Source organism: Vibrio sp. SCSIO 43132, from assembly GCF_019904195.1.
Lineage (GTDB): Bacteria > Pseudomonadota > Gammaproteobacteria > Enterobacterales > Vibrionaceae > Vibrio > Vibrio nigripulchritudo.
In genome coordinates, this window is record NZ_CP063199.1 from 2,475,868 (window position 1) to 2,501,451 (window position 25,584).

At 45.5% G+C, this 25,584-nt stretch carries 22 protein-coding genes; 7 read left to right on the forward strand and 15 right to left on the reverse strand.

What is annotated here, in order from left to right; all coding sequences use genetic code 11:
* Positions 1 to 175 precede the first annotated feature (175 nt).
* The 4 genes from ubiG (at position 176) to yfaE (ending at position 5,341) form a co-directional block, all read left to right on the forward strand.
* Entirely contained in the window at positions 176 to 883 is a 708-nt protein-coding gene (ubiG, locus tag INR79_RS11030) for a bifunctional 2-polyprenyl-6-hydroxyphenol methylase/3-demethylubiquinol 3-O-methyltransferase UbiG (protein ID WP_004401054.1), read from the forward strand.
* A gap of 685 nt (positions 884 to 1,568) precedes the next feature.
* Positions 1,569 to 3,851 (forward strand): class 1a ribonucleoside-diphosphate reductase subunit alpha, encoded by a 2,283-nt coding sequence (gene nrdA, locus INR79_RS11035; protein ID WP_004401055.1) that lies wholly within the window; start codon positions 1,569 to 1,571, stop codon positions 3,849 to 3,851.
* Between the two features lie 81 nt (positions 3,852 to 3,932).
* Positions 3,933 to 5,066: a class Ia ribonucleoside-diphosphate reductase subunit beta gene (gene nrdB, locus INR79_RS11040; protein WP_004401056.1), complete on the forward strand. Its 1,134-nt coding sequence runs from the start codon at positions 3,933 to 3,935 to the stop codon at positions 5,064 to 5,066.
* Positions 5,066 to 5,341 carry a class I ribonucleotide reductase maintenance protein YfaE gene (gene yfaE, locus INR79_RS11045; RefSeq protein WP_022550969.1) on the forward strand — a complete coding sequence of 92 codons (276 nt, stop codon included), beginning with the start codon at positions 5,066 to 5,068 and terminating at the stop codon, positions 5,339 to 5,341. Before nrdB ends, yfaE begins: the two co-directional genes overlap by 1 nt.
* Positions 5,342 to 5,368: 27 nt before the next feature.
* Here yfaE and INR79_RS11050 read toward each other — a convergent pair whose 3' ends face one another.
* Together INR79_RS11050 and INR79_RS11055 are read right to left on the reverse strand one after the other, a co-directional pair.
* Positions 5,369 to 5,650, reverse strand: a complete 282-nt coding sequence (locus INR79_RS11050) for a hypothetical protein (RefSeq protein ID WP_022592939.1) — start codon at positions 5,648 to 5,650, stop codon at positions 5,369 to 5,371.
* A 219-nt stretch (positions 5,651 to 5,869) separates the two neighbouring features.
* Entirely contained in the window at positions 5,870 to 7,105 is a 1,236-nt protein-coding gene (locus INR79_RS11055; RefSeq protein ID WP_022550970.1) for a CinA family nicotinamide mononucleotide deamidase-related protein, read from the reverse strand.
* Between the two features lie 219 nt (positions 7,106 to 7,324).
* Here INR79_RS11055 and INR79_RS11060 point away from each other — a divergent pair, with 219 nt between their 5' ends.
* The 3 genes from INR79_RS11060 to INR79_RS11070 all read left to right on the forward strand — a co-directional run bounded on the left by INR79_RS11060 (position 7,325) and on the right by INR79_RS11070 (position 9,825).
* Positions 7,325 to 8,215, forward strand: a complete 891-nt coding sequence (locus tag INR79_RS11060) for a DUF3943 domain-containing protein (RefSeq protein ID WP_004401060.1) — start codon at positions 7,325 to 7,327, stop codon at positions 8,213 to 8,215.
* Between the two features lie 185 nt (positions 8,216 to 8,400).
* Entirely contained in the window at positions 8,401 to 8,913 is a 513-nt protein-coding gene (locus INR79_RS11065) for a glycine cleavage system protein R (RefSeq protein WP_022550972.1), read from the forward strand.
* 174 nt (positions 8,914 to 9,087) lie between these two features.
* On the forward strand, positions 9,088 to 9,825 hold the full coding sequence (locus INR79_RS11070; protein ID WP_223094201.1) for a substrate-binding periplasmic protein: 738 nt from the start codon (positions 9,088 to 9,090) through the stop codon (positions 9,823 to 9,825).
* Between the two features lies 1 nt (position 9,826).
* Here INR79_RS11070 and INR79_RS11075 read toward each other — a convergent pair whose 3' ends face one another.
* The 13 genes from INR79_RS11075 to INR79_RS11135 all read right to left on the reverse strand — a co-directional run bounded on the left by INR79_RS11075 (position 9,827) and on the right by INR79_RS11135 (position 25,544).
* Positions 9,827 to 10,831 (reverse strand): carbohydrate kinase family protein, encoded by a 1,005-nt coding sequence (locus tag INR79_RS11075; protein WP_004401063.1) that lies wholly within the window; start codon positions 10,829 to 10,831, stop codon positions 9,827 to 9,829.
* Between the two features lie 23 nt (positions 10,832 to 10,854).
* Positions 10,855 to 11,523, reverse strand: coding sequence for a D-lyxose/D-mannose family sugar isomerase (locus INR79_RS11080; RefSeq protein WP_022592934.1), 669 nt, complete (start codon positions 11,521 to 11,523; stop codon positions 10,855 to 10,857).
* Positions 11,520 to 12,656 (reverse strand): Gfo/Idh/MocA family protein, encoded by a 1,137-nt coding sequence (locus tag INR79_RS11085; RefSeq protein WP_223094203.1) that lies wholly within the window; start codon positions 12,654 to 12,656, stop codon positions 11,520 to 11,522. Before INR79_RS11085 ends, INR79_RS11080 begins: the two co-directional genes overlap by 4 nt.
* Positions 12,656 to 13,489, reverse strand: coding sequence for a class I fructose-bisphosphate aldolase (locus tag INR79_RS11090; RefSeq protein ID WP_022595616.1), 834 nt, complete (start codon positions 13,487 to 13,489; stop codon positions 12,656 to 12,658). The genes INR79_RS11085 and INR79_RS11090 overlap by 1 nt, the downstream gene beginning before the upstream one ends.
* A 10-nt stretch (positions 13,490 to 13,499) precedes the next feature.
* Positions 13,500 to 14,261, reverse strand: coding sequence for an ATP-binding cassette domain-containing protein (locus tag INR79_RS11095; RefSeq protein WP_022592932.1), 762 nt, complete (start codon positions 14,259 to 14,261; stop codon positions 13,500 to 13,502).
* Entirely contained in the window at positions 14,254 to 15,291 is a 1,038-nt protein-coding gene (locus INR79_RS11100) for an ABC transporter permease subunit (protein ID WP_004401068.1), read from the reverse strand. Before INR79_RS11100 ends, INR79_RS11095 begins: the two co-directional genes overlap by 8 nt.
* Before the next feature lie 76 nt (positions 15,292 to 15,367).
* Entirely contained in the window at positions 15,368 to 16,345 is a 978-nt protein-coding gene (locus INR79_RS11105) for an ABC transporter substrate-binding protein (protein WP_004401069.1), read from the reverse strand.
* A 381-nt stretch (positions 16,346 to 16,726) separates the two neighbouring features.
* Positions 16,727 to 17,746 (reverse strand): LacI family DNA-binding transcriptional regulator, encoded by a 1,020-nt coding sequence (locus INR79_RS11110; protein ID WP_022550979.1) that lies wholly within the window; start codon positions 17,744 to 17,746, stop codon positions 16,727 to 16,729.
* 134 nt (positions 17,747 to 17,880) lie between these two features.
* A complete protein-coding gene (gene nspC, locus INR79_RS11115; RefSeq protein ID WP_022595620.1) occupies positions 17,881 to 19,014 on the reverse strand; it encodes a carboxynorspermidine decarboxylase in 1,134 nt (377 codons plus the stop codon).
* 105 nt (positions 19,015 to 19,119) lie between these two features.
* Entirely contained in the window at positions 19,120 to 20,373 is a 1,254-nt protein-coding gene (locus INR79_RS11120) for a carboxynorspermidine synthase (RefSeq protein WP_022612954.1), read from the reverse strand.
* 15 nt (positions 20,374 to 20,388) lie between these two features.
* The gene (locus INR79_RS11125; RefSeq protein ID WP_223094205.1) at positions 20,389 to 23,277 is read right to left on the reverse strand and encodes a pyridoxal phosphate-dependent class III aminotransferase; all 2,889 of its coding nucleotides are present in this window, start codon (positions 23,275 to 23,277) and stop codon (positions 20,389 to 20,391) included.
* A gap of 540 nt (positions 23,278 to 23,817) precedes the next feature.
* On the reverse strand, positions 23,818 to 24,303 hold the full coding sequence (locus INR79_RS11130) for a GNAT family N-acetyltransferase (RefSeq protein WP_045961176.1): 486 nt from the start codon (positions 24,301 to 24,303) through the stop codon (positions 23,818 to 23,820).
* A gap of 68 nt (positions 24,304 to 24,371) precedes the next feature.
* Entirely contained in the window at positions 24,372 to 25,544 is a 1,173-nt protein-coding gene (locus INR79_RS11135; RefSeq protein WP_223094207.1) for an HD domain-containing phosphohydrolase, read from the reverse strand.
* Positions 25,545 to 25,584 lie beyond the last annotated feature (40 nt).

The following is a 25,584-nucleotide window of genomic DNA, read 5'->3' on the forward strand; positions in this document are numbered from 1 at the left end:
TTTATCAGGTTGTGACCTTGGTTGTGATTCAATCGATGAGAAATTGCACAGTAAAACTTTATCTGTATGAATTATAGCCAGATTATCAAGGTGAATTTCACAAAAATGGAAATCTGCTGTCCTGCGCATTTTCAGCCGCTATAATGCTCCCATCCTAATCTTTAATGTGATTGTTATGACCAAGCAGCAAAACGTCGATCCAGCTGAAATCAAAAAGTTCGAAGACATGGCTTCTCGTTGGTGGGATTTGGAAGGTGAATTCAAACCTCTACACCAGATTAACCCGCTCCGCCTGAACTATGTCCTGGACAAATGTGAAGGGCTATTCGGTAAGAAAGTGCTCGATGTAGGCTGCGGTGGCGGCATACTCGCAGAGAGCATGGCGAAAGAAGGGGCTGTAGTTACAGGGCTGGATATGGGTAAAGAACCGCTGGAAGTAGCGAGGCTTCATGCGCTGGAAACAGGCACTACCCTAACCTATGTACAAAGTACGGTAGAAGACCACGCTGCTGAAAACCCTGGACTGTATGACGTTGTAACTTGTATGGAAATGCTGGAACATGTACCAGACCCACTATCTGTTATCCGTTCCTGTGCCGAACTGGTAAAACCGGGCGGCAAAGTCTTCTTCTCTACCTTAAACAGAAACGTTAAATCCTATTTATTCGCCATTGTGGGGGCAGAACACTTACTTAAGCTGGTTCCAAAAGGTACTCACGATCACGATAAGTTCATAAGACCTGCTGAACTTCTCAAGATGATTGACACCACGGACCTTTATGAAGAGTCCATAACAGGTCTGCAGTACAACCCTCTAAACGACCGCTATTCTCTCGGTACTAATGTAGACGTTAACTACATTGTTCATACCACTCGTCAATAACTAGATCTATTGCTTTCCTGGCCGCCTATCGAATCGTTAGGTGGTCACTTTCAGGATTCTTTTAGTCTTCCCATTCAATAAAATCCGTTAGTGTCTCGTTGCGCATAAACCTAGTCACAGGACGCATATTCACGAAGTTATCCTAAGCCCCAAAACTCACCATTTCATAGCCACATTCTGCATAATATAAATGCTCATTATGCAAATCGGATTTTCGCAAATTTGTGAAAAGTGAGACAATAATCAACAAATCTTATTTTTTGTAAAAAAGTAGAGGTTCCTCTCCTTTTTGCGCAATATCACAACGACTTGTGTGACCTTTGTACAGCTTGGTTTTGGAGACCTTTTTTCCTCAAAGATCAAGAAAAATATTTTTTCCTCTGCTCATAATTAAAACAGTCTATGAGTGGATCATTTTTGCAGGTAATCTCTGCCTAAAATGATAGGTTAGTAGATACTTACCTTTTTTTTTCTTCCCCCAACTTATCCACAAGTCGTGCAACTCTTCCAACTTGAAAAATCACCCACCGCGCACTATCTTGTAACTCGTTCAACCGAACAACACCACATATAGTGTTTTGAGTCACCATATGTGGTGGATATAGATCACAAAGCCGACTACAGTTTTACAAGAATTACCAAAGAAATACGGCTTTTAGCAGTTTCGTCAGGGAAATCTACCAGAATGAACCAACAACTAACTGTGACAAAAAGGGACGGTCGCAAAGAAAACATTGATTTGGAAAAGATCCATCGCGTTATCGCATGGGCTGCAGAAGGTCTGGACAATGTTTCCGTTTCTCAAGTTGAATTAAAGTCACACATTCAATTTTACGACGGCATCACAACGTCGGATATTCATGAAACCATTATCAAATCTGCTGCTGACCTCATCTCCGAAGAGTCTCCGGACTATCAGTATCTGGCAGCACGTCTAGCGGTCTTCCACCTGCGTAAAAAAGCGTACGGACAATTTGAGCCGCCAGTATTGTTTGATCACGTAGCTAAGCTGGTTGATGCTGGCAAATACGACAAGCACCTGATTGAAGATTACACCAAAGCTGAATTTGAACAGATGAATGGTTTCATCGATCACTCACGCGATATGAACTTCTCATACGCAGCGGTGAAGCAGCTTGAAGGCAAATACTTTGTTCAGAACCGAGTAACGAAAGAAATCTATGAAAGTGCTCAGTTCCTCTACATTCTAGTAGCCGCTTGCTTGTTCGCGAAGTATCCGAAAGATACACGTCTTGATTACATCAAACGTTTTTACGATGCCGCGTCTACGTTCAAGATTTCCCTACCTACACCAATTATGTCTGGTGTACGTACACCTACTCGTCAGTTCAGTTCATGTGTTCTGATTGAGTGTGATGATAGCCTTGATTCTATCAACGCGACTTCCAGCGCTATCGTACGTTACGTTTCTCAACGTGCGGGTATTGGTATTAACGCTGGTCGTATTCGTGCACTGGGTTCTGAAATCCGCAACGGTGAAGCCTTCCACACTGGCTGTATCCCATTTTATAAGTACTTCCAAACAGCGGTTAAGTGCTGTTCTCAAGGTGGAGTTCGTGGCGGTGCTGCGACTGTTTTCTACCCACTTTGGCACCGTGAAGTGCAATCTTTGCTGGTACTGAAGAACAACCGAGGTGTTGAAGAAAACCGTGTACGTCACATGGATTACGGCGTACAAATCAACAAGATGATGTATTCTCGTCTGATTAAAGGCGGCAACATCTCTCTATTCTCTCCTTCTGACGTTCCGGGTTTGTATGACGCATTCTTCGAAGATCAGGATGAGTTTGATCGTCTGTACGAGAAATACGAAGCAGACGAATCGATCAAGCGCGAAACAGTTAAAGCGGTTGATATCTTCTCGCTATTGTTGCAAGAGCGTGCTTCAACAGGCCGTATTTACATTCAGAATGTTGACCACTGTAACACTCACAGTCCGTTTGATCCGGCTGTAGCACCCGTTCGTCAGTCTAACCTTTGTCTAGAAATTGCTCTTCCGACTAAACCTCTTAACAATGTTGAAGATGACGAAGGTGAAATTGCACTATGTACGCTTTCTGCATTTAACTTGGGTGCAATTCAAAGCCTGGATGACTTCGAAGAGCTGGCTGACCTGGTTGTTCGTGCTCTGGATGCACTACTGGATTACCAGGACTACCCACTACCGGCTGCGCGTAAGTCTACAATGAACCGTCGTACTCTGGGTGTTGGTGTCATTAACTACGCTTACTACCTGGCGAAGAATGGCGTGAAGTACTCTGACGGCAGTGCAAATGGTCTGACTCACCGCACGTTTGAAGCGATTCAGTACTACTTGCTGAAAGCATCGATGAACCTGGCGAAAGAGCAAGGTGCTTGCCCGCTGTTCAACGAAACAAACTACGCGAAAGGCTTACTGCCTATCGACACTTACAAGCAAGATCTTGACAAGATTTGCGATGAACCATTGCACTACGACTGGGAAACACTGCGTAAGGAAATCGTTGAACACGGTCTGCGTAACTCCACTCTGTCGGCACTGATGCCATCAGAGACTTCTTCTCAGATCTCTAACGCAACTAACGGTATTGAGCCACCACGTGGTTTCGTATCTGTTAAAGCATCGAAAGACGGTATCTTGAAGCAGGTTGTACCTGACTACGTAAACCTGAAAGACCAGTATGAATTGCTTTGGACCATTCCATCTAACAATGGTTACCTGCAACTGGTTGGTTTGATGCAGAAGTTTGTGGATCAGGCTATCTCGGCGAACACTAACTATGATCCAAGTGTTCAGCCAAACGGTAAAGTACCTATGAAGCTTCTTATGCAAGACCTGCTTACTGCATACAAATACGGCTTGAAGACGCTTTACTACCATAACACCCGAGATGGTGCGACGGACGAGCAATCAGAGGCAGCGAAAGCTCAGGATGACGATTGTGCAGGCGGCGCTTGTAAGATTTAAAACTTTGGTTATTGAATCAAGGTAATAGATATAAACAGCCTCTTTGACTCTCAAAGAGGCTTTAAAGGATTTGAGGCATATATGGCTTATAGTACTTTTTCTCAAAAGAAAAACGATCAGCTAAAAGAACCTATGTTCTTTGGTCAGTCAGTAAACGTAGCGCGTTACGACCAGCAAAAATTTGAAATCTTTGAAAAGCTGATTGAAAAACAGCTTTCTTTTTTCTGGCGTCCTGAAGAAGTAGACGTGTCGAGCGACCGTATCGACTACAACAACCTGCCTGATCATGAAAAACACATTTTCATCAGTAACCTAAAGTACCAGACTCTGCTGGATTCTATTCAGGGCAGAAGCCCGAACGTGGCACTACTGCCATTGGTTTCTCTACCTGAAGTAGAAACTTGGATCGAAACCTGGTCTTTCTCTGAAACCATTCACTCACGCTCTTACACACACATCATCCGTAATATCGTGAACGATCCTGGTTTGGTATTCGACGACATCGTTGAAAACGAGCACATTCTTAAGCGTGCAAAAGACATTGCACACTACTACGACGATTTGATTCAGCTGACCAACGATTACCACCGCTACGGCGAAGGAACTCATAAAATCGATGGCGAAACTGTTGAGATCAAGCTGCATGATCTTAAGAAGAAGCTTTACGTTTGCCTAATGTCAGTTAACGCACTGGAAGCCATCCGTTTTTACGTAAGCTTCGCATGTTCATTTGCATTCGCTGAGCGTGAGCTAATGGAAGGTAATGCAAAAATCATCAAGCTTATTGCTCGTGATGAGGCGCTTCACCTTACGGGTACTCAGCATATGCTGAACCTGCTTCGTAACGGTCAGGATGATTTCACGTTCATGCAAATCGCTGAAGAGTGTAAGCAAGAGTGTTTTGATCTGTTTAGAGATGCAGCTGAGCAGGAAAAAGAGTGGGCAGAATACTTGTTCAAAGACGGTTCAATGATCGGTCTGAACAAAGACATTCTTTGTCAGTATGTTGAGTACATCACTAACATTCGTATGCAAGCAGTAGGTCTGGATGCAGCATACCCTGAAGCAAACTCTAACCCTATTCCATGGATTAACGCTTGGTTGTCTTCAGACAACGTACAGGTTGCGCCACAGGAAGCGGAAATCAGCTCTTACCTGGTTGGTCAGATTGACAACGAAGTTGATGCAGAAGATTTCGGAGACTTCGAGCTGTAATGCAGAAAATCAAAATCAACGAACTCAACCCAATCACTGGTAGTGGAAGAACGCTGCTAGAAGAAATGGAACTGGCTGGTTTTGAGCCAGAATACAATTGCAGAGACGGTCATTGCGGTGCATGTCGATGTGAATTGAAGTCTGGTGAAGTTGAATATGTTGGTTTTGCTATGGCATTTACACAGCCAAAAGAAATTTTGCCCTGCATATGCAGGGCAAAAACCGATGTAGAATTGGAAAAAGTAAACTATCAGCTAAAGGTCAAAACAGCCTGATTTTTGTGTTTTTGACCTTCATTTCCGTCAATTTGCAGCGTCTTGAATGCACTCAGAATTGCTTAAATCGGCATATTTTTTGAGTAAATATTCAGCCGTCTTGGACGAAATATCTTTCTCACCTATTGGTTTTCCACCATCATCAAACAGAGACATTCTGTAACCACCATTTGGGGTATCATTGTCTGCTCTGGGCGCTTCCAACCAAGTTGATACCAAATCACTGACATGTTGGCTATGTGCTTCTCCCAACAACACTTTTTCACCGGATACACGGTACCAAACTTTGATCATAGTTTGTGTAATCATGGGTCCCTCCAGATCGCAAATGAAGTGAGTAAAGGTGTCAATATGTTGTTCTGACCTTCTTATATTAGCTAATTTTTCGCCAATCCCAAGACTCATTTTAAAGAAAATGTTGAAAAAAACACTTGCATAAAACGTGATTTGTTTTCTTTCGTTTTTTGGCTCTCATTACTCCTTGAGACGCAAAGACAATTTTGTTGTCAATGTTTTTCCTTATAACTTTTACACCGCAGAATTTGGCACATAGAGCTCTTTTTTTCTAACCAGAGAACTATATTGTCCAAAGACAGCTTTTTGCTCTAAATGACGCCTTAACATGTCCAACATTACTGCAGCAATCAAGCTGCGTTTATCCTGCTTGGCATAGTTTCTGGCGAATTCCAGCACTTGCCCCCACTCGCCGTTTCCCGTTGATAGTGCGATGGCAAACACGTTGTCTTTCAATTTTCCACAAGACAAGCCAAACGTCGCTTTGCCATTTTCACGAGTTGCCGCCGCAAGCGCTAAAGCGGCGGCCAGAGGATCCTGTTCAACCAAATTTTTATCCATTTGAGTATTCATCACCCAGCTTTGCTTGAGCTGTTGCGCTACTAGCTCATTTTCGTGGACCCAACTCGTTAAAAAGCCGCCACTGGCTTGCTCTGCAATAGAGAGCGTTGTCCCCGTTTCCGCTAACAATGCACCAACATTGTCGATCATAGGCTCATCAACACTCACTACATTGTCTTTCAAGTGCCCGTATACCACTTGAAGCAGCTTGAGCCTGCGTTCCATGTCCGCGGCAGGTCCGAAGATTTTAACTTCAATGAATGGCATGTAAGAGCGATAACCCAGCTCGTATTCTTCAGGCAGTTTAATAAGGTCTAACTTGTCTGAAATACCGGACTCAGAAAGCCCCACAGTGTAAATTCGGCTACATTCGGAAGGTAAGATGTCACGATGTTTATCGCCCAGGCTTGGCAGGATTTGCTCGCATACCATCTTTTTAAATTCACTTGGAACGCCCGGTGTAAAGTAGAACATGGCTTTGTCGATTTGCATTTCGAACCCACAGGCTGTGCCAATTGGGTTATCTATAATGCTGGCTTTTTCAGGCAACATAGCTTGTTTTAGATTGCTGTCTGGCATTGTTAGCCCGCGACGAGTGAACTTCTCTTCAAGAACGGTCAGCCACTCCTGAAACAAAGTCAGCTTTTGGTTCGCTGCTTTTGCCGCTGCTGAAGCCGTCAGGTCATCAGTTGTAGGACCCAAACCTCCATTGACAATCACCACATCAAATGTCTTGCTCAGACGTTCGATTTCGTCCTGAAGCACATCCAACTGATCGCCGACGGTAGAACGGGCAGAGAGCTGAAACCCACTCTGATACAGCGTTTCACCAAGCCATGACGCATTGGTATCCACAATGTCGCCATGAAGCACCTCCTCACCGGTGCTCAACATTGCCACTTTCAACATAAACCTAATCCTTTATCTTTCGAATTGTTGTTATTTTCACAGTACTGCTACGCAAGCTGACTCAAATTAGTCAATTATTTTCTGTTCAACTATTCTTCTTAGACCGTGTTAAAGGCTGATATTTTTCAATTTTTTAACGATCAAAGTGATTGCATCTATGATTCGTACAGGAAATAATGCTCAGCTCACTGTTATTGGTTATTCTCAACGGAGATCTCTGTGCGACTGAAGTCACTGTCTACCGCATTGCTTGCATTTACAACTTCGACTCAAGCTGCTGATTTTGATATCGACAACTTATCCTATGACTTGAATAGCGGCTATGACCATCAGAGCTACAGTCTTAACATTGATACAAGCATAAATCCATTCTATCTGTCTTTTAATGACAATATTGAGACGAACCCTGAAGTGGAACAGCCGCTCCCGCTTTACCTGCAGGTACAGCCAGAAAAGGATTGGCAGTATCTGAAAGAGCAGACCTACACCATTCTTGGACTGAGTGTCGCGACTGTCGGGTTAATGACTCTGTTGCCAGAAAGCATCACCAAGTGGGATGCCGAAGCACGTGACATGAGTAAGCTCGGTAAGAAGTGGGTCGATAATGTTAGCCAGGGACCTGTCTGGGACCGAGACGAACATTTCCTTAACTACATCATGCACCCTTATTTCGGTGGTGTTTACTACACCGCTTCCCGACACGCTGGATTCAATGAGTTTGAGTCGTACCTCTACTCGTTGACCATGTCTACCTTGTTCTGGGAGTTTGGCGTTGAGGCATTTGCGGAAATCCCTTCGTGGCAGGACATTTTCATTACTCCATTTTTCGGCGCAGTAGTCGGTGAATTGATGTTTGAAGGCGAGCAGAGCATCGTTGCCAATGGCGGAGAGGTGCTAGGCTCTGAGACGCTTGGCGATGTTTCCCTGTTCTTCTTAAACCCAGTTGGTCACATTCATTACTGGGTAACCGATGCTTGGGGCGGAGATGCGAAATTCAATTTCAGAACGACTCCGTGGACTGGTTACCAAACAGATGTCGACTTAGCCGTTAACCCACAAGGACCTCTCGACAAGCAATTCTACGGTATGGAATTGACCATCACGTTTTAAGCTGCAATCGGAATTCATTAAAGCGCCTTCTCTGGCGCTTTTTCAGTTTTTAGAGCTATGCCCGCCCCTCTTTTAATAAACTTGATTACTATCATATTTCCCAACCGGTAAACCTCTAAACTGATATCACAGAGCAAATTTTTGGCTCTGAATTAGGTCAATAGCCTTAAGATAGGAGGATGCGTATGTACACGACCTTCATAGTGAGCTTTGTAGGAACTGCAACCCCAACCACAATCAAAAAACTGGCTTCCATTACTCACGACAACGGAGGCAAGTGGCTACTCAGTAAGGTGAATTTCATCGAACATCAGGTCGCTGCCGTCATCAAAATCGAGTTACCTTCAGAAAACGAAGACACAGTCAAAGACGCGTTTGCTCAAACACCCGACCTTCTGGTTCAATTCAGCAATGCAAACGACCTCAGCAATGAAACAGACACCATCCACCAGCTCAGGTTGGATGCGAATGACCGGGCAGGTATTGTCAATGAAATCAGCCATGTGCTGGATGGTCAGGGCGTCAGTATTCTAGACATGGATTGCCAGCGCGTGTTTATCGCCGGAGGAGGCGGAGTCAGCTCCAGTCTGTTTAGTTCAACAATAGCAGTTAAAATTCCAAAAGAAGCGAACATCAAAGACATCATCAATGAGCTAGAGTCTCTTAGCGAAGATACGCGAGTCGTTCTGGAAAGTTAATAAACTGAGCCCAAGCCGCAGCGAGTTTGGGCTCTCTACTCTCGGGTTTTAAAACAAAACCCGCACATTCCTCTGTATTCCTGTCTTATATTTAATTTCATCAACAAGAATAGTTTCAGCTCACACAATTATTGGTTAACCTTCAGGTTAATGGTTGTCTGAATTACTGAGCCTATGAATAAAATTGCGCTTGCTGCTATCGCCCTTTGCAGTTTAATAAAATCACCCGATTCAAACGCAGATACGCTGGTACTGACATCTCTTGAGTGGCCACCTTACACCAGCCAATACCTCTCTGATCACGGTGCATCTTCCGCAGTTGTTAAAGCAGCTTTACAGGCAATGGGACACGACCTTGAAATTCGTTTTTATCCTTGGTCAAGAGCAGTTCGGCTTGCAAAGAACAACAAGGATTACGCTGGCTATTTCCCGGAGTATCATCTTGAATCCGACGACCTTTTACTTTCTGATTCCATCGGCTCCAGTACTTTGGGCTTCGTGGAGCGCGTTAAGGATCCAATTAAATGGTCAACATTGTCTGATCTCAAACCCTATAGTATTGGCGTGGTTCAGGATTACGTGAATACCAAGGAACTGGACGAAAAAATAGCAAACGGCATGTTGCGCGCTTCTCCTGTTTTAAATGACGCATCTAACATCCGTAAATTGGGAGCTGAACGCATTTCCATCGCTGTCATAGATGAATACGTCTTTCAATACCTAATGGAAAACGATCCCAAACTCGATTTATTGAATGGTGAGTTGCAGATGAACGCCAAAAGACTAGAAAACAAAGAGCTGTTTATTGCGTTTACTAACGACGATCTGGGTCGAAAATGGCGGAAAATCATTAATCAGGGACTGAAGAAGATCAAAGTCAATCAGATTGCCACCCAGTCGCTTAACCAATAACTTACAAACCGTGCTTTTTGCGGATTTGGTGAATAGAAACCAGCGAATCAACCGTAGTATACCCTTTCAGGCATTCGGCAGCATTGGCATTGGCCAGATGAAGTGTTTTTACAGGGCTAATTTCATTGTAAATTCCCCAGAGACATGCGCTGCAAAATGCATCCCCCGCCCCTACGCTGGAAACAATGTCTTCAGAACTGAGTGCCAGGCTCTCCACCCATATTGAATCCCCATACTTTGAAACCCAAGCCGCCCCTTCTGGCATATGGATAATGACGTTCTTGTTCACGCCTTTTTCAAGCAGCGCCTGACCCGCCGCTAAAACATCATCTGAACTGATGCTGCCCTCTTTTCGCAGAGTCTTTTGCAGGCAGTACCCCGCCTCAAGTTCATTGATGATCAGGTGATCCACGTACTTCAGGCAGGGGGTAACCTGAGAATCCACGTCCCTTATCTCGGTCGACACCATATCTAAACTGGTTTCTAACCCAAGAATCTTTAACTGTTTTAGTGCTTTTACAGCATAAGGTAGACCGTTGGCGTCTAGGGAATCCATGGTTTTAAGCAGGAGCAGATAGCCAAAATGCGCCATCTTGATATTGCGCATCCCAATTGCGGTGTAAGGAATATCGACAGGGGAAAACTTCGCTGACACACCGTCTTGGTAAAAAAACGTGCGCTCTCCGGTTTTTGCATCCGTCATGACATGAGTGTGAGCCGTGATGCCGGGAATCGACTTAATCCAGGAGTAATCAAATCCGTACTGATGGCAAACATCAAGAACAAACTGCCCGTACTCATCATCGCCGACAACACCACACCCGTAAACTGGAACGGTGTCATCCAGTACACTCAAGCCTATAGACACATTAAATGCGCATCCGCCCGGCCCCTTAACCTGATTCTCAATTAAGCCTAAGCCAGATTTTTCTGGCCAAGGCGAAACGAAATGCACAAGGTCAACGATCCAGTTGCCAATGCACAAAATCCCCTGCCGCTGATCCATAACCAACCTGCTCCGTAGCCAGCCTACTTGAGTTCATTCCACAATGGGTAGATCGCGGGCTCATCCTCGATAATGTCAGAGAAACGACCAAGTGGCTGATCAAAATAGTTATCTCCGTTGTCATCATTCGCCATCGAGACTTCACCTGTCAGCACCGGACCTTTACCCTTCTCACCATAGAAACGATGCATCAACCCCGTAGGGATTCGGATGCTCTGCCCAGGCGAAAGAATGATTGGTTCAAACGGTTTTACCTGTACCCATTCACCATCAACTGTCACCTTAATGTCTTTGTCCAGATGCTCACCTTTCCCGTTGACTTTGACACATTCGACCACCAAATTTCCGCCACCTCGGTTGATGATGTCTTCCACTTTCTTTTTGTGGTAGTGCAACGGCGTTTCTTGTTCTTCTTTGACCATCATGATCTTCTCGGCGTAAGGCACGCTGTTTTTATCAGACTGATCACCGTTTCGAATGCAGAACAAAACCAGCCCTCGCTGATCAAATCGGTCTTCATTAAAGTCCGTCACATCCCACCCGAGCTGATATTGGTTGTTGTATGCTGCTAGATCTGAGTTTTTCTGCCAAGCCTCTTTACTCCACTTCCCCCAGCGTGGAAGTTTGAAATGGAATTGTTCCATCAAGGCTTCCGCATCTCGTATCGCTTGGTTGACCTGAGATCGTTTCATTGTATTTCCTCCACGGATTGATTCTGATGAGACAGCAAAGCTGCTGTGAAAATTTGGTGCTGAATAAACGCCTCTTGCGGCGTCACGCATTGGAAACCCGATACACTTCCCGTTGCGAGCTCATCGACAAAAGACGCCCACATTTGCTGAACCGCATCGGTAAAACCAAACTCCATGATTCCACCCGAAATGGTGGAATAAGCAGGCAAGTAGCCAACTGGTACGGTTTGCCAGATTTGCTCACCGCCTGATTCATATTCCATCTTCTGATACTGATTGGGACTGGCAGTGGAAAAGCGATAGCTTCGCTTGGTGCCATGAAGTTCGAAGTACCAAGAATTGTTATGCCCCGGAGCAATTCGGTAGGTTTTTAGGCGAACAGGAAAGCTCTGATTTTCCCATCTTGCCTGACAATGCAAGTCGGCATTCTCGTAGGTGTCACAATCTACCCGTTCGCCCTGTGTATTCTTACGCTTCTGAACGACATCGCTCAATTGGGCGTACACTGAATCAAACGCCCATCCAAGTTTGAGAGGTACATGAAGAATATGCATACCAAGGTCACCCATGCACCCGTATTCGCCACAAAATTGTTGCTGACGCTTCCAGTTGATGGGTTTATCTGGGTTGATATCGCTCGAATGCAGGAAACCAATGTCGGCATACAGCAACGTGTTATCTGAGCTGGGTTTGAGCTCTCGAATTAACGCCTGCATAGCTGGATAGAACGGGAACTCGGAGGTACAGCGCACAAACACATCCGGGTGAGATTCAATGCACGCTAAGATCTTTTCTGATGCCGATTTATCTATCCCAAACGGTTTTTCTGCGAAAAGATGTTTGCCCGCTTCGATGATGTCGATATACAGCTGTTCATGAAGATGATGAGGGACAGCGCAATAGATGGCATCGATAGATTCATCATTCAGCAAGTCGTGATAGTCAGACGTATAGCGTGTGATGCTGGGAAAGTTGTCTTGATACCAGCCATAAATGGATTCATTGGTATCACATAGCGCCACAATTTCTGGTTTACCGGATACCTCGGTCAAATGACACCAGCGCGCGGCAGCGGAGGCAAATTCCTTACCCATCATGCCGCCGCCTATAATGCCAAATCGTATGGTTTTCATTACGCGTCCCCAATCATTGCTTTTGCGTCTTCCGGCATTGTTCCCTGGTGAACCACCGCCATCAGAGCGCGAGTGATGCCCGCAGGGTCGTGGTGTTGAATTACATTACGCCCGTAAACAATCCCTTTTGCGCCCTGCTTCATTAACTGAGCAGTGCGATTCAAGATTTCATCATCACTCACTCTCCCGCCCCCTCGAACGAGTACTGGCACTCGCTGGGCAGTTTCTATCACCTTGTGATACTCACTTACGTCATCACAGGGATCGGCTTTAATGATGTCGGCGCCTAACTCGCTGGCCTGGCGAACCAATGGCACGATCTTACTCAGATCCCCATCCACCATATATCCACCTGCCTGACTATTGGGCTGCATAACTAATGGCTCAACCATCAACGGCATGGAATAGATTTCACACTCTTTTCTGAGCGCGTTAATGCGCGTTAAGCACTGGCGATACAAATCCGTTTCATTCGGCAACTGCAATAAATTCACAACAACGCAGGCTGCATCTAGCCTAACCGCTCTCTCCACTGGGTTTTCTATCATTTCCGAGAAAATGGGTGGAACCAATTCCGTCCCATAGCAGTTGGCAATGTCTGTTCTTAATACCAAAGCCGGTTTTTTCGGCTTGTTCATCCCTTGAAGAATACGCGCGCTACCCGGTGGAAGCTGAATCGCATCTGGGTCGGCTTCTACAATGGCAGAAATCGCCTGATCCATATTTTCGATACCCTGGAGAAATGCCCCCTGATTGAACATGCCGTGATCAATCGCGACATCAAAACAGTGCCCGGATTCTCCAAACAGACGGTTCATTCTTGCTTCTAACATGTGATTTTCCTTAACCTGCAACCATTAAATGCACCAGCTCTTCGCTGTTGGTTTCTTTTGCTTCGCGCACACCAACAACCTGCCCTCGGCGAAGAACGGTAATTCTGTCTGACACCGCAAACACATCATTCATGTTGTGAGAGATAAGAATGATGGCGACGCCCTGTTCTTTGAGCTTTAAAATCAGCTCCATCACTTTACGCTGCTCGGGTACGCCCAGTGCCGCGGTGGGTTCGTCCATAATCAGAACTTTGGCTTGCCAGTACACCGCTCGCCCAATGGCAATCGCCTGTCGCTGTCCACCCGATAGACTCAGCACTGGCTTTTTGAGTGAGGCCTTTGGAATGATGATATCGAGTGGCTTTATGACCTCTTCAGCCACCTTGGTCATGTAGGCTCTGTCCAATACAGGAAACACCCCTAATCGCTTGGTTTTGGGCTCCCGGCCAAGAAAGATATTGCTGCCCACATCCAGATTGTCGGCCAGCGCCAAATCCTGATAGATGGTTTCAATCCCTGAACTTCGCGCTTGCGACGGGTCTTCGAAGGCAACATCCTCATCTTGGTAAGTCATGGTGCCGCTATCGGGAATGTAGACACCAGACAAGGTCTTAATCAGAGTGGACTTACCCGCTCCGTTATCCCCCACCAATGCCATAACTTCGCCGGGTCGAACTTCAAACGACACCTGTTTTAGTGCTTCGACTCCCCCAAAGGTTTTGCAAAGATTAGACGCCGACAGGATGGGCTTTGCTTGTTCAGCACTATTCATCGTGACCTCCTGTCAGCTTAGATTTCGACTGGTCAATGAACACTGAAACTATGATGACCACACCAACCGCCACAAACTGCCAAAATGGTTCAACATCAATAAACACCAAGCCAAACTGGATAACGGCGATGATCAATGCTCCAATCAATGTGCCGATAACAGTGCCGTAGCCGCCAAACAAACTAGCGCCTCCAATCACCACCGCCGCAATGGAATCCAGCAACATAGGCTCGCCGGCCTGCGCTGCCCCAGCAGAGAAACGGGCTGTGTAAGTGGCACCTGCTAAACCTGCGCATAAAGCCGCAAGAATATATACCCAGGTCAGCTGGCGTTTGACTTTAATGCCTGAACGAATCGCCGCATTGCGATTACCACCAATCGCGTAAGTGTATTGCCCGAACTTGGTTTGAGATAACAGGTAATGCGCGAGAATAAGCACCGCGATGGCAAGCAAAACCGGATAAGGAATGCCTAATAATTTCCCATTACCAAAGGCATACAGGTAGCTGTTGTTGACTGGGACCGTGGTGCCGTCAGCAAAAATGAACCCCATCCCCCTTGCAACACCATACATGCCTAATGTTCCGATAAACGGCGGGATAGCGAGTCTCGCAATCAAGGTGCCATTGATGACACCGGGAATAAAGGATGCCAACAGCGCTGCACCGAACCCTACTATCAGTGCAATAAAGGTATCCGCTGGCATCAAATTCATGGTAGCGGCCATAATGACCGACGCAAAACCCATGATGAATCCGAGCGACAAATCGATGCCCGCCGCTATGATCACAAAGGTTTGACCAATACCCAGTAACAATGGGGCAGCAGCAAATAAAGCAATACTTTGCAGAGTGAAGCTGTTACCCAGAAATGTGGTGTCAAACATCACTTGCGACCACACTTCAAAAAACAGTAGTAATAAAGTTAAAAATAACCAGGGCCAGGCTTTGCTCAACCACTCCAGCCAGGAAAAACCTGAATTTTGAGCAGACGACTCCTCTGCCTTTGTGGTAGATGGAACACTAGACATAAAAATACCTATCTATAGATTTAGGTTTGTAATTAGAATGCTGACTTAGGGCAGGATGCGCCTGCCCTGTGATTCTTTAGTCGGAGTACACGTATTTACGGATGTCTGGTGAATCGATGTTCGATTTATCCATCACCACAAACCCGGTTCCGATGTGAGTAGGTACTGCCTGACCTGTTAACAACGCATGGGCAGTCATGACACCGTAGTAACCCATGGTGGCAGGTTGCTGAGCGACAGCAATGTCGACCAAACCACTTTTAATGTCCTGAACAATTCTTGGCAATGCATCAAATGCCACTACCTTAATCTCGCCCACTTTACCCAGCTTCTTCACACCTTCGGCTGCACCCAACGCAGAAAATGTGTTGGCACCAAACACACCTGCAAGGTCTGGATTACGTGCGTAAACCGCCTGAAGTTGTGAAGCTGACTTGTTGGAATCATCTTCGTTGTACTGAATCTTCAGAACCTCTACATCTGGCCAGCGCTTCATCTCATCCATAAAGCCTTCCGCGCGTTGGTCAGTAGTGGAAATGCCGGGTTTCACACTTGCCACATACACCTTGCCTTTGTAACCAATGGATTTCGCCAGCGCTCGGGCAGCAATTCGACCACCTAGCACGTTGTCGGATGCGATATAACTGTCGACAAAATCGCCTGGACCACTTCCATCCTGATAGTTTCCGTCATCAATGAACGTGTCCACTGTAATCACGCGGATACCCGCGTCAGCGGCTTGTTTCAACGGTGCAATCAACTGTTGTTTATCAACCGGAGAAATCAAAATCGCATCCGGTTTTTTGGCGATGATGGCGTTCAAAATAGGCACTTGAGCGGTGGTGTTCCATTCGCGCGGAACCTGAAATGCCAGGTCAGCACCAATGGCATCTGCTGCGTGTTGCGCGCCTCTGTGCATGGTGAAATAAAATGGATCAACAACCCCAGGGATCAGGGCAAGCTTGAGTTTCTCAGCAGCATTTGTCATTTGGCTGAACATTGCAGCCAAACCCAGAATCGCTGTCAGGGTGGCAACTTTCACGGTATGTTTCATCGTTTTCCTTCCTTGTATCAGATGGGATGACACGGGCATAACATGGCTGTAAAAAGAAACGCTTCCTATCTTTTAGATCTTTTTCCAGATGCCCAATTCTCTAACCGATTCGTTAAAGTTAACCCTATGTTATATTTTGACACGTGTACAGAATCAAAAATGAGAAAGGTGATTTAGTGAACAGTTTTGTGAATCAGAGTAGAAGGAGAAAACCTAACTCATTGTTTTATATTAATTTAAAACTAAAAGGATTAAATCATTGGATAAAAAACGCTAACAATTTTGGAAGTAAAGTTCGTTTATTTATAGGAAAAACACTCTGTAGCTTGAGGAAAAATAAGAAGATCTTTGACTGGATCACATCGTTATTTTAAACCTCAACTAAGCAGACAAACGCTTCACTAAACGGGAATGAATGGTGACCTCTCGAATAATCTCCGGTTCCAACACCGCATCAACCACCGCCCTCGCCATTTGACTGCAACTTTGCTTCACTGTGGTCAGTGGTGGAGTCAAAAATGGCGCGAGTTCAATGTCGTCGTGTCCTGCCAGCAAAACCTGTTTCCCGACTTTTACCCCAGCGTTGTTTAACGCACTTAATGCGCCTACAGCGATGTTGTCATTCATGCAAATAATGCCGCATTTCTCACTCGCCCAGTCGGTTTCTTGCAGCCACTTAAAGATCATCGTGTGTCCGTACGCAGCGTCTGGCCAGGTAATATCTAAGTCTTCATCCACGATGAATCTGGGCGTTAAGCCAGCGTTCTCCATGCGATCGCAATAACTCTTTCTGCGAGTGGTAATAGACGGTTTTTCAAGCTTCTTGGGTACATCCAGGTAGAAAGGATGAATGCCTTTTTCGAGGAAATAGTCACAGATGATTTCCAGACTGTGTCTGTTATCGTTGACCACATAACTCGCGTTTTCCAACAAACAGTTATCTAGCCAGACGATGTGTATATCGTGACGCAGTGCTTCAAAAAAACGTACTGATGCTTCATCACTTGCCGTCGGCACTAAAATCAATGCTCTGGGTTTCAAGCTGCGAAGCGACTGAATGATTTTGCGCTCTCGTTCTGCATCACCATGGGTGCTCTGCACAATCAGGTTCAGACCTTTCTCGTTAGCGAAATCTTCAATGTGTTTCAGCGTATCGGAATAGAAACTATCAGTAGTCGAAGGCACTACAGCCGCAATCAGTGAACTCTGCCCTTTTACCAAGTTTACAGCGTGTTGATTGGGTACGTATTGCAAGGCTTCACAAGCCGCTTGGATGCGCTGAATGGTCGCGGGCTTAAGAGACATATCTCCATTGAAATACTTGGAAGCAGAAGCACGAGAAACTCCGGCTAATTTAGCAACGTCTGTCATGGTTACAGCGTTAGAGGGTTTACTCGACATGCACTTCCTTATCACGTTAATCATCTTCCTAAGATGAATTTTTCAGTAATCTTTACACGAGTCAATAGAGAAGATAACAAAAGGGCGAATACGCCACGTATTCGCCCTTTTTAGGTATTCTTTTTTATCTAGCCCTAAGAAACAGACCACTGAGATAAAGAACGTTTGAAATCAGAGTAGTCAAACTCGTTCAGTTTCTGAATGTCACCATTGGAACGTTCACAGTAAATGGAAGGCATCTTAAGTCCATTGAACCAGTTGAGTTTCACCATGGTGTAACCCGCACTATCCATGATATGCAGTTTCTGCCCAATCTCTAGTGGCTGGTCAAAGTTGGCGACACAGAACTGGTCACCTGCCAGACAAGAGCATGAACCAATGACATATTCATGCTCACCATTTTCAGACGCTTCTAAAACTGATGCTGGCTCGTCGTAAATGAGGGTGTCTAGACGGTGAGCTTCGGTCGCCGAATCAACAATCGCGGTCTTCTTCTGGTTTTCAACGACATCCACAACCGTTACTACCAAGTCAGTCGTTTTCGTGATGATCGCTTCACCAGGCTCCAGATACATCTGAACACCGTGTTTTTCAGAAAAGGCTTTCAGTGCCAAGCCTAGTTTTTCAATGTCATAACCTGGCCAAGTGAAGAATACCCCACCACCCATGCTGACCCAATCCAGTTTATTCAGGTATTCACCAAACTGCTCTGAGATGGAATCCAGCAGACCGATAAAGGCATCAACGTCTTTGTTCTCACAGTTCATGTGGAACATTACACCATCAATGGAATCAAACACTTCAGGGTTGATGTGGTCAGCTTGCACGCCTAAGCGAGAAAACTGACGCGCTGGGTTTGCTAAATCTTGCCCCGCGTAACTCACCCCTGGGTTTAAACGCAGACCAATTGAAGCTTTGCCTTCAACAATATGACGATATGCCGCCAACTGGTTTTGTGAGTTGAAGATCATCTTGTCGCTGATGTCGGCGACCTCACGAACATCGTCTTCGCTGTAACCCACGCTGTAGGCATGCGTTTCGCCACCAAAGGTTTCGTGCCCAAGTTTGACTTCGTATGGACCCGAGCTTGTCGTTCCATCTAAGTAAGGTTTGATGATGTCAAACACACCCCAAGTAGAAAAGCACTTGAGTGCCAGTACCAACTTCACTCCGGAAATCTCTTTCAGTTGTTTGGCTTTCTCTAGGTTCGCAATCAACTTATCTTCATTGATCATGAAGTACGGGGTTTTCAGTTCGCTTTTTTGCATTCTTAGTCCCTTGAGTGCTTTAACAAATAAAGCACTTTAAAATCGAACAAAGCCGACGCAGTGGCATCGGCTTTAGTACATTCAAGATTAGCCTGAGCTAGGTTCTTACTTTTTCAGTTCGTGAATATTGGGAAGTCCCTGCCCTGCTTCCAGTTCCTGTACATGCCAGTCAAGACCAATAGAAGGCATAGTTTCAAGGAACGGATCCGGGTCTAGCTGTTCCATGTTGAACACACCTTTGTCTGCCCACTCACCACGGAAGAATTGCAGCGCCGCAGTAATGGCTGGTACACCTGTAGTGTAAGAAATAGCTTGGTGCTCAACGTCTTCGTACGCGACTTCATGATCAGCATTGTTGTAGATGAATACGCTGCGCTCTTTACCGTCTTTCTTACCCTGAACCCAAGTACCGATACACGTTAGGCCTGTGTAACCCGGCGCAAGAGACGTTGGGTCTGGCAATAGCGCTTTAAGTACATGCAAAGGCTGGACAACCGTGCCGTCATGCAGAGTCAGTGGATCTGGGCTTAACAGACCAATATCGCGCATAACATTGAAGTAGTTCAGGTAACGATCACCGAAGCCCATCCAGAATTCAATGCGTTTGGCTGGGATGAATTCTTTCATTGAGCGCACTTCATCGTGTGCCATTGAGTAAACTTTGTGAGAGCCACAGTTCGGGAAGTCAAACTCAAGCATACGAGAGTGACAAGGAACTTGTTTCCACTCTCCGTTTTCCCAGTAGAAAGAGTCGCCCTGGATCTCTAGCATGTTGGTTTCTGGATCGAAGTTAGTAGCAAACTTCTTACCGTGATCACCTGCGTTCACGTCCATTACGTCGATGGTGTCAATCTCATCAAACAGGTGCTTCACTGCGTATGCAGCGAATACAGATACAACACCTGGATCGAAGCCCGCGCCTAGAATACCTGTAATGCCCGCTTCTTCGAACTTCTCACGGTAACCCCACTGCCAGTCGTACGCTTCTGGTACTTGCTGACCTTCAGAACAAAGGTCTACGGCAACGGATGTATCAAGGTAAGAGACTTTCGCTTGGTAACACGCTTCCATGATGGTCATGTTCACCCAAGGAGGACCTGCGTTAATCACAAGGTCAGGTTGTACTTCTTTGATGAGTGCAACTAGAGCGTCGACATCGTCTGCGTTTACTGCGCGAGCTTCCAGCTTCTTGGATGGATCTTTCAGGTTGTTTTTCTTCTGAATAGATTCGATGATTTTTTCACACTTGCCTACAGTACGTGAAGCAATGGTGATATCACCCAGCACGTCGTTGTTCTGAGCCGCTTTGTGTGCGACTACCCAACCTACGCCGCCTGCACCAATTTGAAGAATTGCCATTATTCTTGTCCCTTATTATTTCGCTAGTTCAACCGCTAGTTGGTCGATGTCGTTTAATAGTTTTTCGAAGTCTGACAGAGCCAGACACGGATTTAAAATTGTGAATTTCAGCGCTGACTGACCGTTTACCGTGGTCTCACCTAATACTGCAATGCCGCGAACCAAGGCTTCGATGCGAACCTTCTGGTTCAGCTTGCACAGATCATCAACCTGGTTATTGGTTACTCGGAATAACACCGTTGACAATGCAGGTTCTGAGAGCAATTCAAAGCCCTTGCGTTGGTGAACCAGGTCCGCCACTTGCTGTGTTTGCTCAAGCAGATGGTCATACATATCGCCTAACGCTTTTGGACCCACGTTTTGCATAGTCATGAAGACTTTCAATGCATCAAAACGCTTGGTTGTTGCGATGGATTTGTCGACCAGATTAGGCAGCTCATCGTGTTCGCGGTTAAGGTAATCCGCATGGTGAAGCAGGAACTTAAAGTTCGCTTTATCCTTCACCAATAGAGAACCACAACTGATTGTTTGATAAAACAATTTGTGGAAGTCCACGCTCACTGAATCTGCACGTTCAATGCCCGACAATCGCGCCTTGTGGCTGCTCAGGATCAATGCGCCACCGTAGGCACCGTCAACGTGCATCCAAAGTTCGTGTTTTTTTGCTGCATCGGCAATGATGTTCAGATCGTCTATCGCACCGTGGTCGGTTGTGCCAGCAGTACCCACTACCGCAAATGGAATCAGACCTTCTGCTTTGGCTTGCTCAATGGTTTCCTCTAGCTTGGTCGTATCCATAGTGCCGTTTGGCAATGCATCAACAGGCAGTACGGCTTTTTCACCTAACCCCATCCAAGATGCGGATTTTTGCACGGTGAAGTGTGCTTTAGCTGAGCAAACAATGCGAAGTTTGTCAGCATATTCTGGCAAACCAAGCTTTTGAATGGAGTGACCGCTGAGTTTGTCTGCAATCCAGTCACGTGCCAGCATCAAACCCATTTGGTTGCTTTGTGTGCCACCGCTGGTAAAGATGCCATCAGCTTTTTCACCTAGCTCATAACGTTCACACAACCAGTCCACGACTTTCTGCTCTACATAAGTGGCAGAAGAGGCCTGATCCCAAGAATCCATTGACTGGTTCAGTGCCGCGATCATTGCTTCTGCAGCTACCGCTGGCATCAAAGGAGGCGTGTGAAGGTGCGCAATACAATTAGGGTGTTGCGTGAAAATCGCGTTCTTAGCGACTAGATCGGTTGCACCAGTGATAACGTCTTTCAGGCTTTCGTTCGACGCATCCAGATTTACCCCATTGATTTGGGCTTCAAGCAGTTTTGGGTCCATGCCGGAGTATGGCTTGTCCACTTGCTCGAACAACTGTTTCATGGCTTTGGTTGTATGATTCATTACCGAAGCAAATTCATCAGCACCGGTTTCACCCGTCTGGATAAAATGCTTTTGCCATTCGCTTTCTTCTGGTGTTTCATCTTTCAGACCACCACCAGCCACTAACATCGCTTCTTCAATCACTCGTAGTGCAAAATCGATTTGCTCAAACGAGATGATAAGAGGTGGTAGGAAACGAATCACCGCCCCTTCACGACCACCTTTCTCAACCATCAAACCGCGCTCAAGCGCTGCTCGCTGAATCGCTAGTGTAAGGTCGCCGTCTGCAACGGGCTCGCCGAATTTGTTTTTCTCGCCATTAGGGTTCTGGATTTCAACACCCAGCATCAAACCTTTACCACGAACTTCTGCAACACATTTCACTCGCTTCTGGATTCTTTCTAATCCAAGACGAAGGTATTGACCAGCAATGTTCGCATGCTCAACAAGGTTGTCGCGCTCAATGATTTCCAGTGCTTTTGCACCTGAAACCATTGCGAGTTGGTTACCACGGAATGTACCTGTATGTTCACCCGCTTTCCAAGTGTCGATCTCTTTGTTGAAAACAAGCAGAGACATCGGCAAACCACCACCAATCGCTTTAGACAAGCAGAGAATATCTGGAGAAATGCCGGATTCTTCGAACGCAAAGCGGTAACCAGATTTACCGACACCACACTGGATTTCATCAAAAATCAGCAGGATACCATGCTCATCACAAAGGCGACGCAGCTCGCGCAACCAGAATGCCGGTGCAGGAATTACACCACCTTCACCTTGTACAGGTTCAACGATGATCGCAGCTGGCTTCATGATGCCCGCTTCGTCATCGTTCAACAGACGCTCCATGTAGCGAATGCTGGCTTTTGCGCCTTCATCGCCACCCAAACCGAACGGACAGCGTAGGTTGTATGGAAACGGCATAAAGTGAACGTCAGACATCAAACCCGTGCGACGCGCTTTGGTGCCAAGGTTACCCATCATGCCCATAGTGCCATTGGTCATTCCGTGGTAAGCACCTCGGAATGCGAACATGGTGTTGCGCCCGGTGGTTTGCTTTGCAAGCTTAATCGCCGCTTCTACTGCATCGGCGCCAGAAGGTCCACAGAACTGAATGGCAGAGTTTTTGGCAAACTCTTCAGGCAGAAACGCTTTAACGCGTTTGATGAAGGTGTCTTTGGCTTTCGTCGTGATATCAAGAGTCTGGTACGGAAGACCAGAGTCCAGTTGATCTTTTAGTGCTTGATTGATCTCAGGATGGTTATAACCCATCGCAAGTGTGCCTGCACCAGCAAGGCAATCTAGGAAAATTTGTCCACGGGTATCTTCTACCAATGCACCATATGCGCGCTTAATGGCGATTGGTAAACGACGCGGATAAGAACGTACTTCCGACTCATGTTGTTCTTGGTCGAGTAATACTTGGTCTGGAGTCAGGTCATAAACGCCTTCAACTCCAGGAACAACAGATGAGAAAGGTGTATTGGAGCGTGATGCGTCCATTTCAAAAGCTGTGCTCATCGCAAAAAACCTTTAAATAGCGCCATTTCAAATTATTGATTTTGAATAGCAAAGATTCGCTTTCATTAACGCAAAATAGATCTTTGGCGTATTAGAAAAGCAATAGAAAGCAACCTGTGTTTGTCATGCAAACAAAGGCAAGGATTTAGCAAAGTGTGCTAATAGAGAAATGTGCGACGTATCAAGGTTCAGTAATGATACTGCAGTTTGGAAGTACGAAGCTGATTTTAAAAATTGAAGTTAAGTTAGTCATGTTGGGCTTCCTATAACAATACCAGTCCTATGGCATTTTCTTCCCATCTACTGATTGAAGAACCAATCAGTACCTACCCTACACAGTGTCACAATCAGCTTGAATGGTCACTGTGCGTATCCCCCAAAACGCTCTTCGAGATTAGCGCGGAGAATATACTAGATTATTATGGAGCGCAACGGTTTTTACATTTGGTTATTAACAATAATATTACTTATAAAAATCTCATTGTTATGCTGTTTATATTCAACCCTTTAGACCGCAAGAAAAATACATAGGTTACAATTTTAAATCAGTACCTTATGCATAATATAACTACTAACAAAACCTTTCTTTTTATGGCGATATGCATCAGGTATAACCCCAATAATATTGAAGCCTAATTTTTCCCATAATTTAACCGCACTCTCGTTAGTTGAAACCACAGAATTAAATTGCATGGCTAAAAATCCGGACTTTTTTGCATGAGCCTGAGAATGAAGACACATTTGTGTTGCTAATCCTTTTCCTCTGGCACTGGAAGCCACCATGTACCCACAATTGCAAATATGACTGGACGGCCCAGCTGCATTAGGCTTGAGGTAATAACTCCCTAAAACAGTACCGTTCTCTTTAAACACAAACGTAGCGGTGGTGTTTTCTACCCACAATGAGTAAGCATCTTCAAACGTTATGTCGGGGTCAAAAGCGTAGGTTTCTTCTGCACGAACGATTTCCTGAAAAGTATTCCAGAACAGTTCGAAATCCTGACGGGTCATCAATGAAACATCCATGGTGCTTCCTCAAACTGGGTATGAGACAAAACTATACCCAGATAGAGAAAGTTATCCATTAACGAATGTTAAGAATCTGATTTGAAATGTTGCTTGGCAACCTGATTAAAGACATTGACCCAACGCGCGTCAAATTGCTTGTCTTTATAATTGTTGATCTCGACAATACATCGGACAAGTGGTCGCTTGAGCAAAGTATGGTGGGCTCTTTCATGGGTTCTGGCATCAAACGTATCGGCGATGCTTAAGATTTTTGCACCATCGCATATCTGATCCTGATTCAGGTGATTAGGGTAGCCAGAACCATCCATCTGTTCATGATGCTGGAGTATCATTACCGCCGCATCATGCCAACGAATTGACTCGTTGAGAAGCAGATATCCAGAGTATGGATGGTGATGCAAAATTTCACGTTCACTGGAAGTAATCGTGCCTTTCTTGTTAAGCATTTCTAAAGGCATGAAGGACATACCGACATCGTGCAGCATAACAGCAACTGCCAGCTGGGAAGGGTCAACGGGGTTTCCGGCAACTCTGTTCATTTCCATGCTCAGAAACAGTTGTCTGAGAGTTCGCCCGTGCCAGTATTTACTTCTGTCTTCAAGAGGCTGAACCATACTGGAATAAAACCGAATATCGTCGTCTATTTCAATTCCATGTTGAGTTAACATTCCAAGCAGTTCTTCTTGGTAGCTCTCTCTTATTTGCTCAGATTCATTACTTTCACTGGATGTGACCTCATCATCAGGTACTTCTGTAATCTGAGCTGAAGGGTCGAGCAGTAGTAACACATCGTTAATCAGCTTAACTTGTTTCTTGGCGGAAACATCAGCCACTAAACTGATGTCTTCACAAATCTTATCTAAAACATCCGAAGCCAGAGGACTTTCTCGTCCATCAAGCCGAGCTTCGACCATCTGCTTAGTTTTATCCAAGGAGAGCAAAATCACATCACACAAGATGCTGTCATACGACAGATGCCCTTTACGAATGTAATCGAGGAGATCTTCCAAGCTTTGCATCAATGGAGTGATTGATACCAACCCGACATACACCAGATTGCCTTTTATGGTGTGCACTACACGAAACAAGCCATTCAATAAATCGACATCATCTGGTCTGTGTTCCAGATCGATCAGAATAACCTCGCATTTTTCATGCGCTTCACGGAAATCTTGGAAGAAGTCACCCAATGATTCGTATTGGATCTCTTCTTCCGTTATCTCGTTAGGAATTGCCATGGTGTGTGCCTGCTCTATAAACGTCTAATAGCAGTATAGA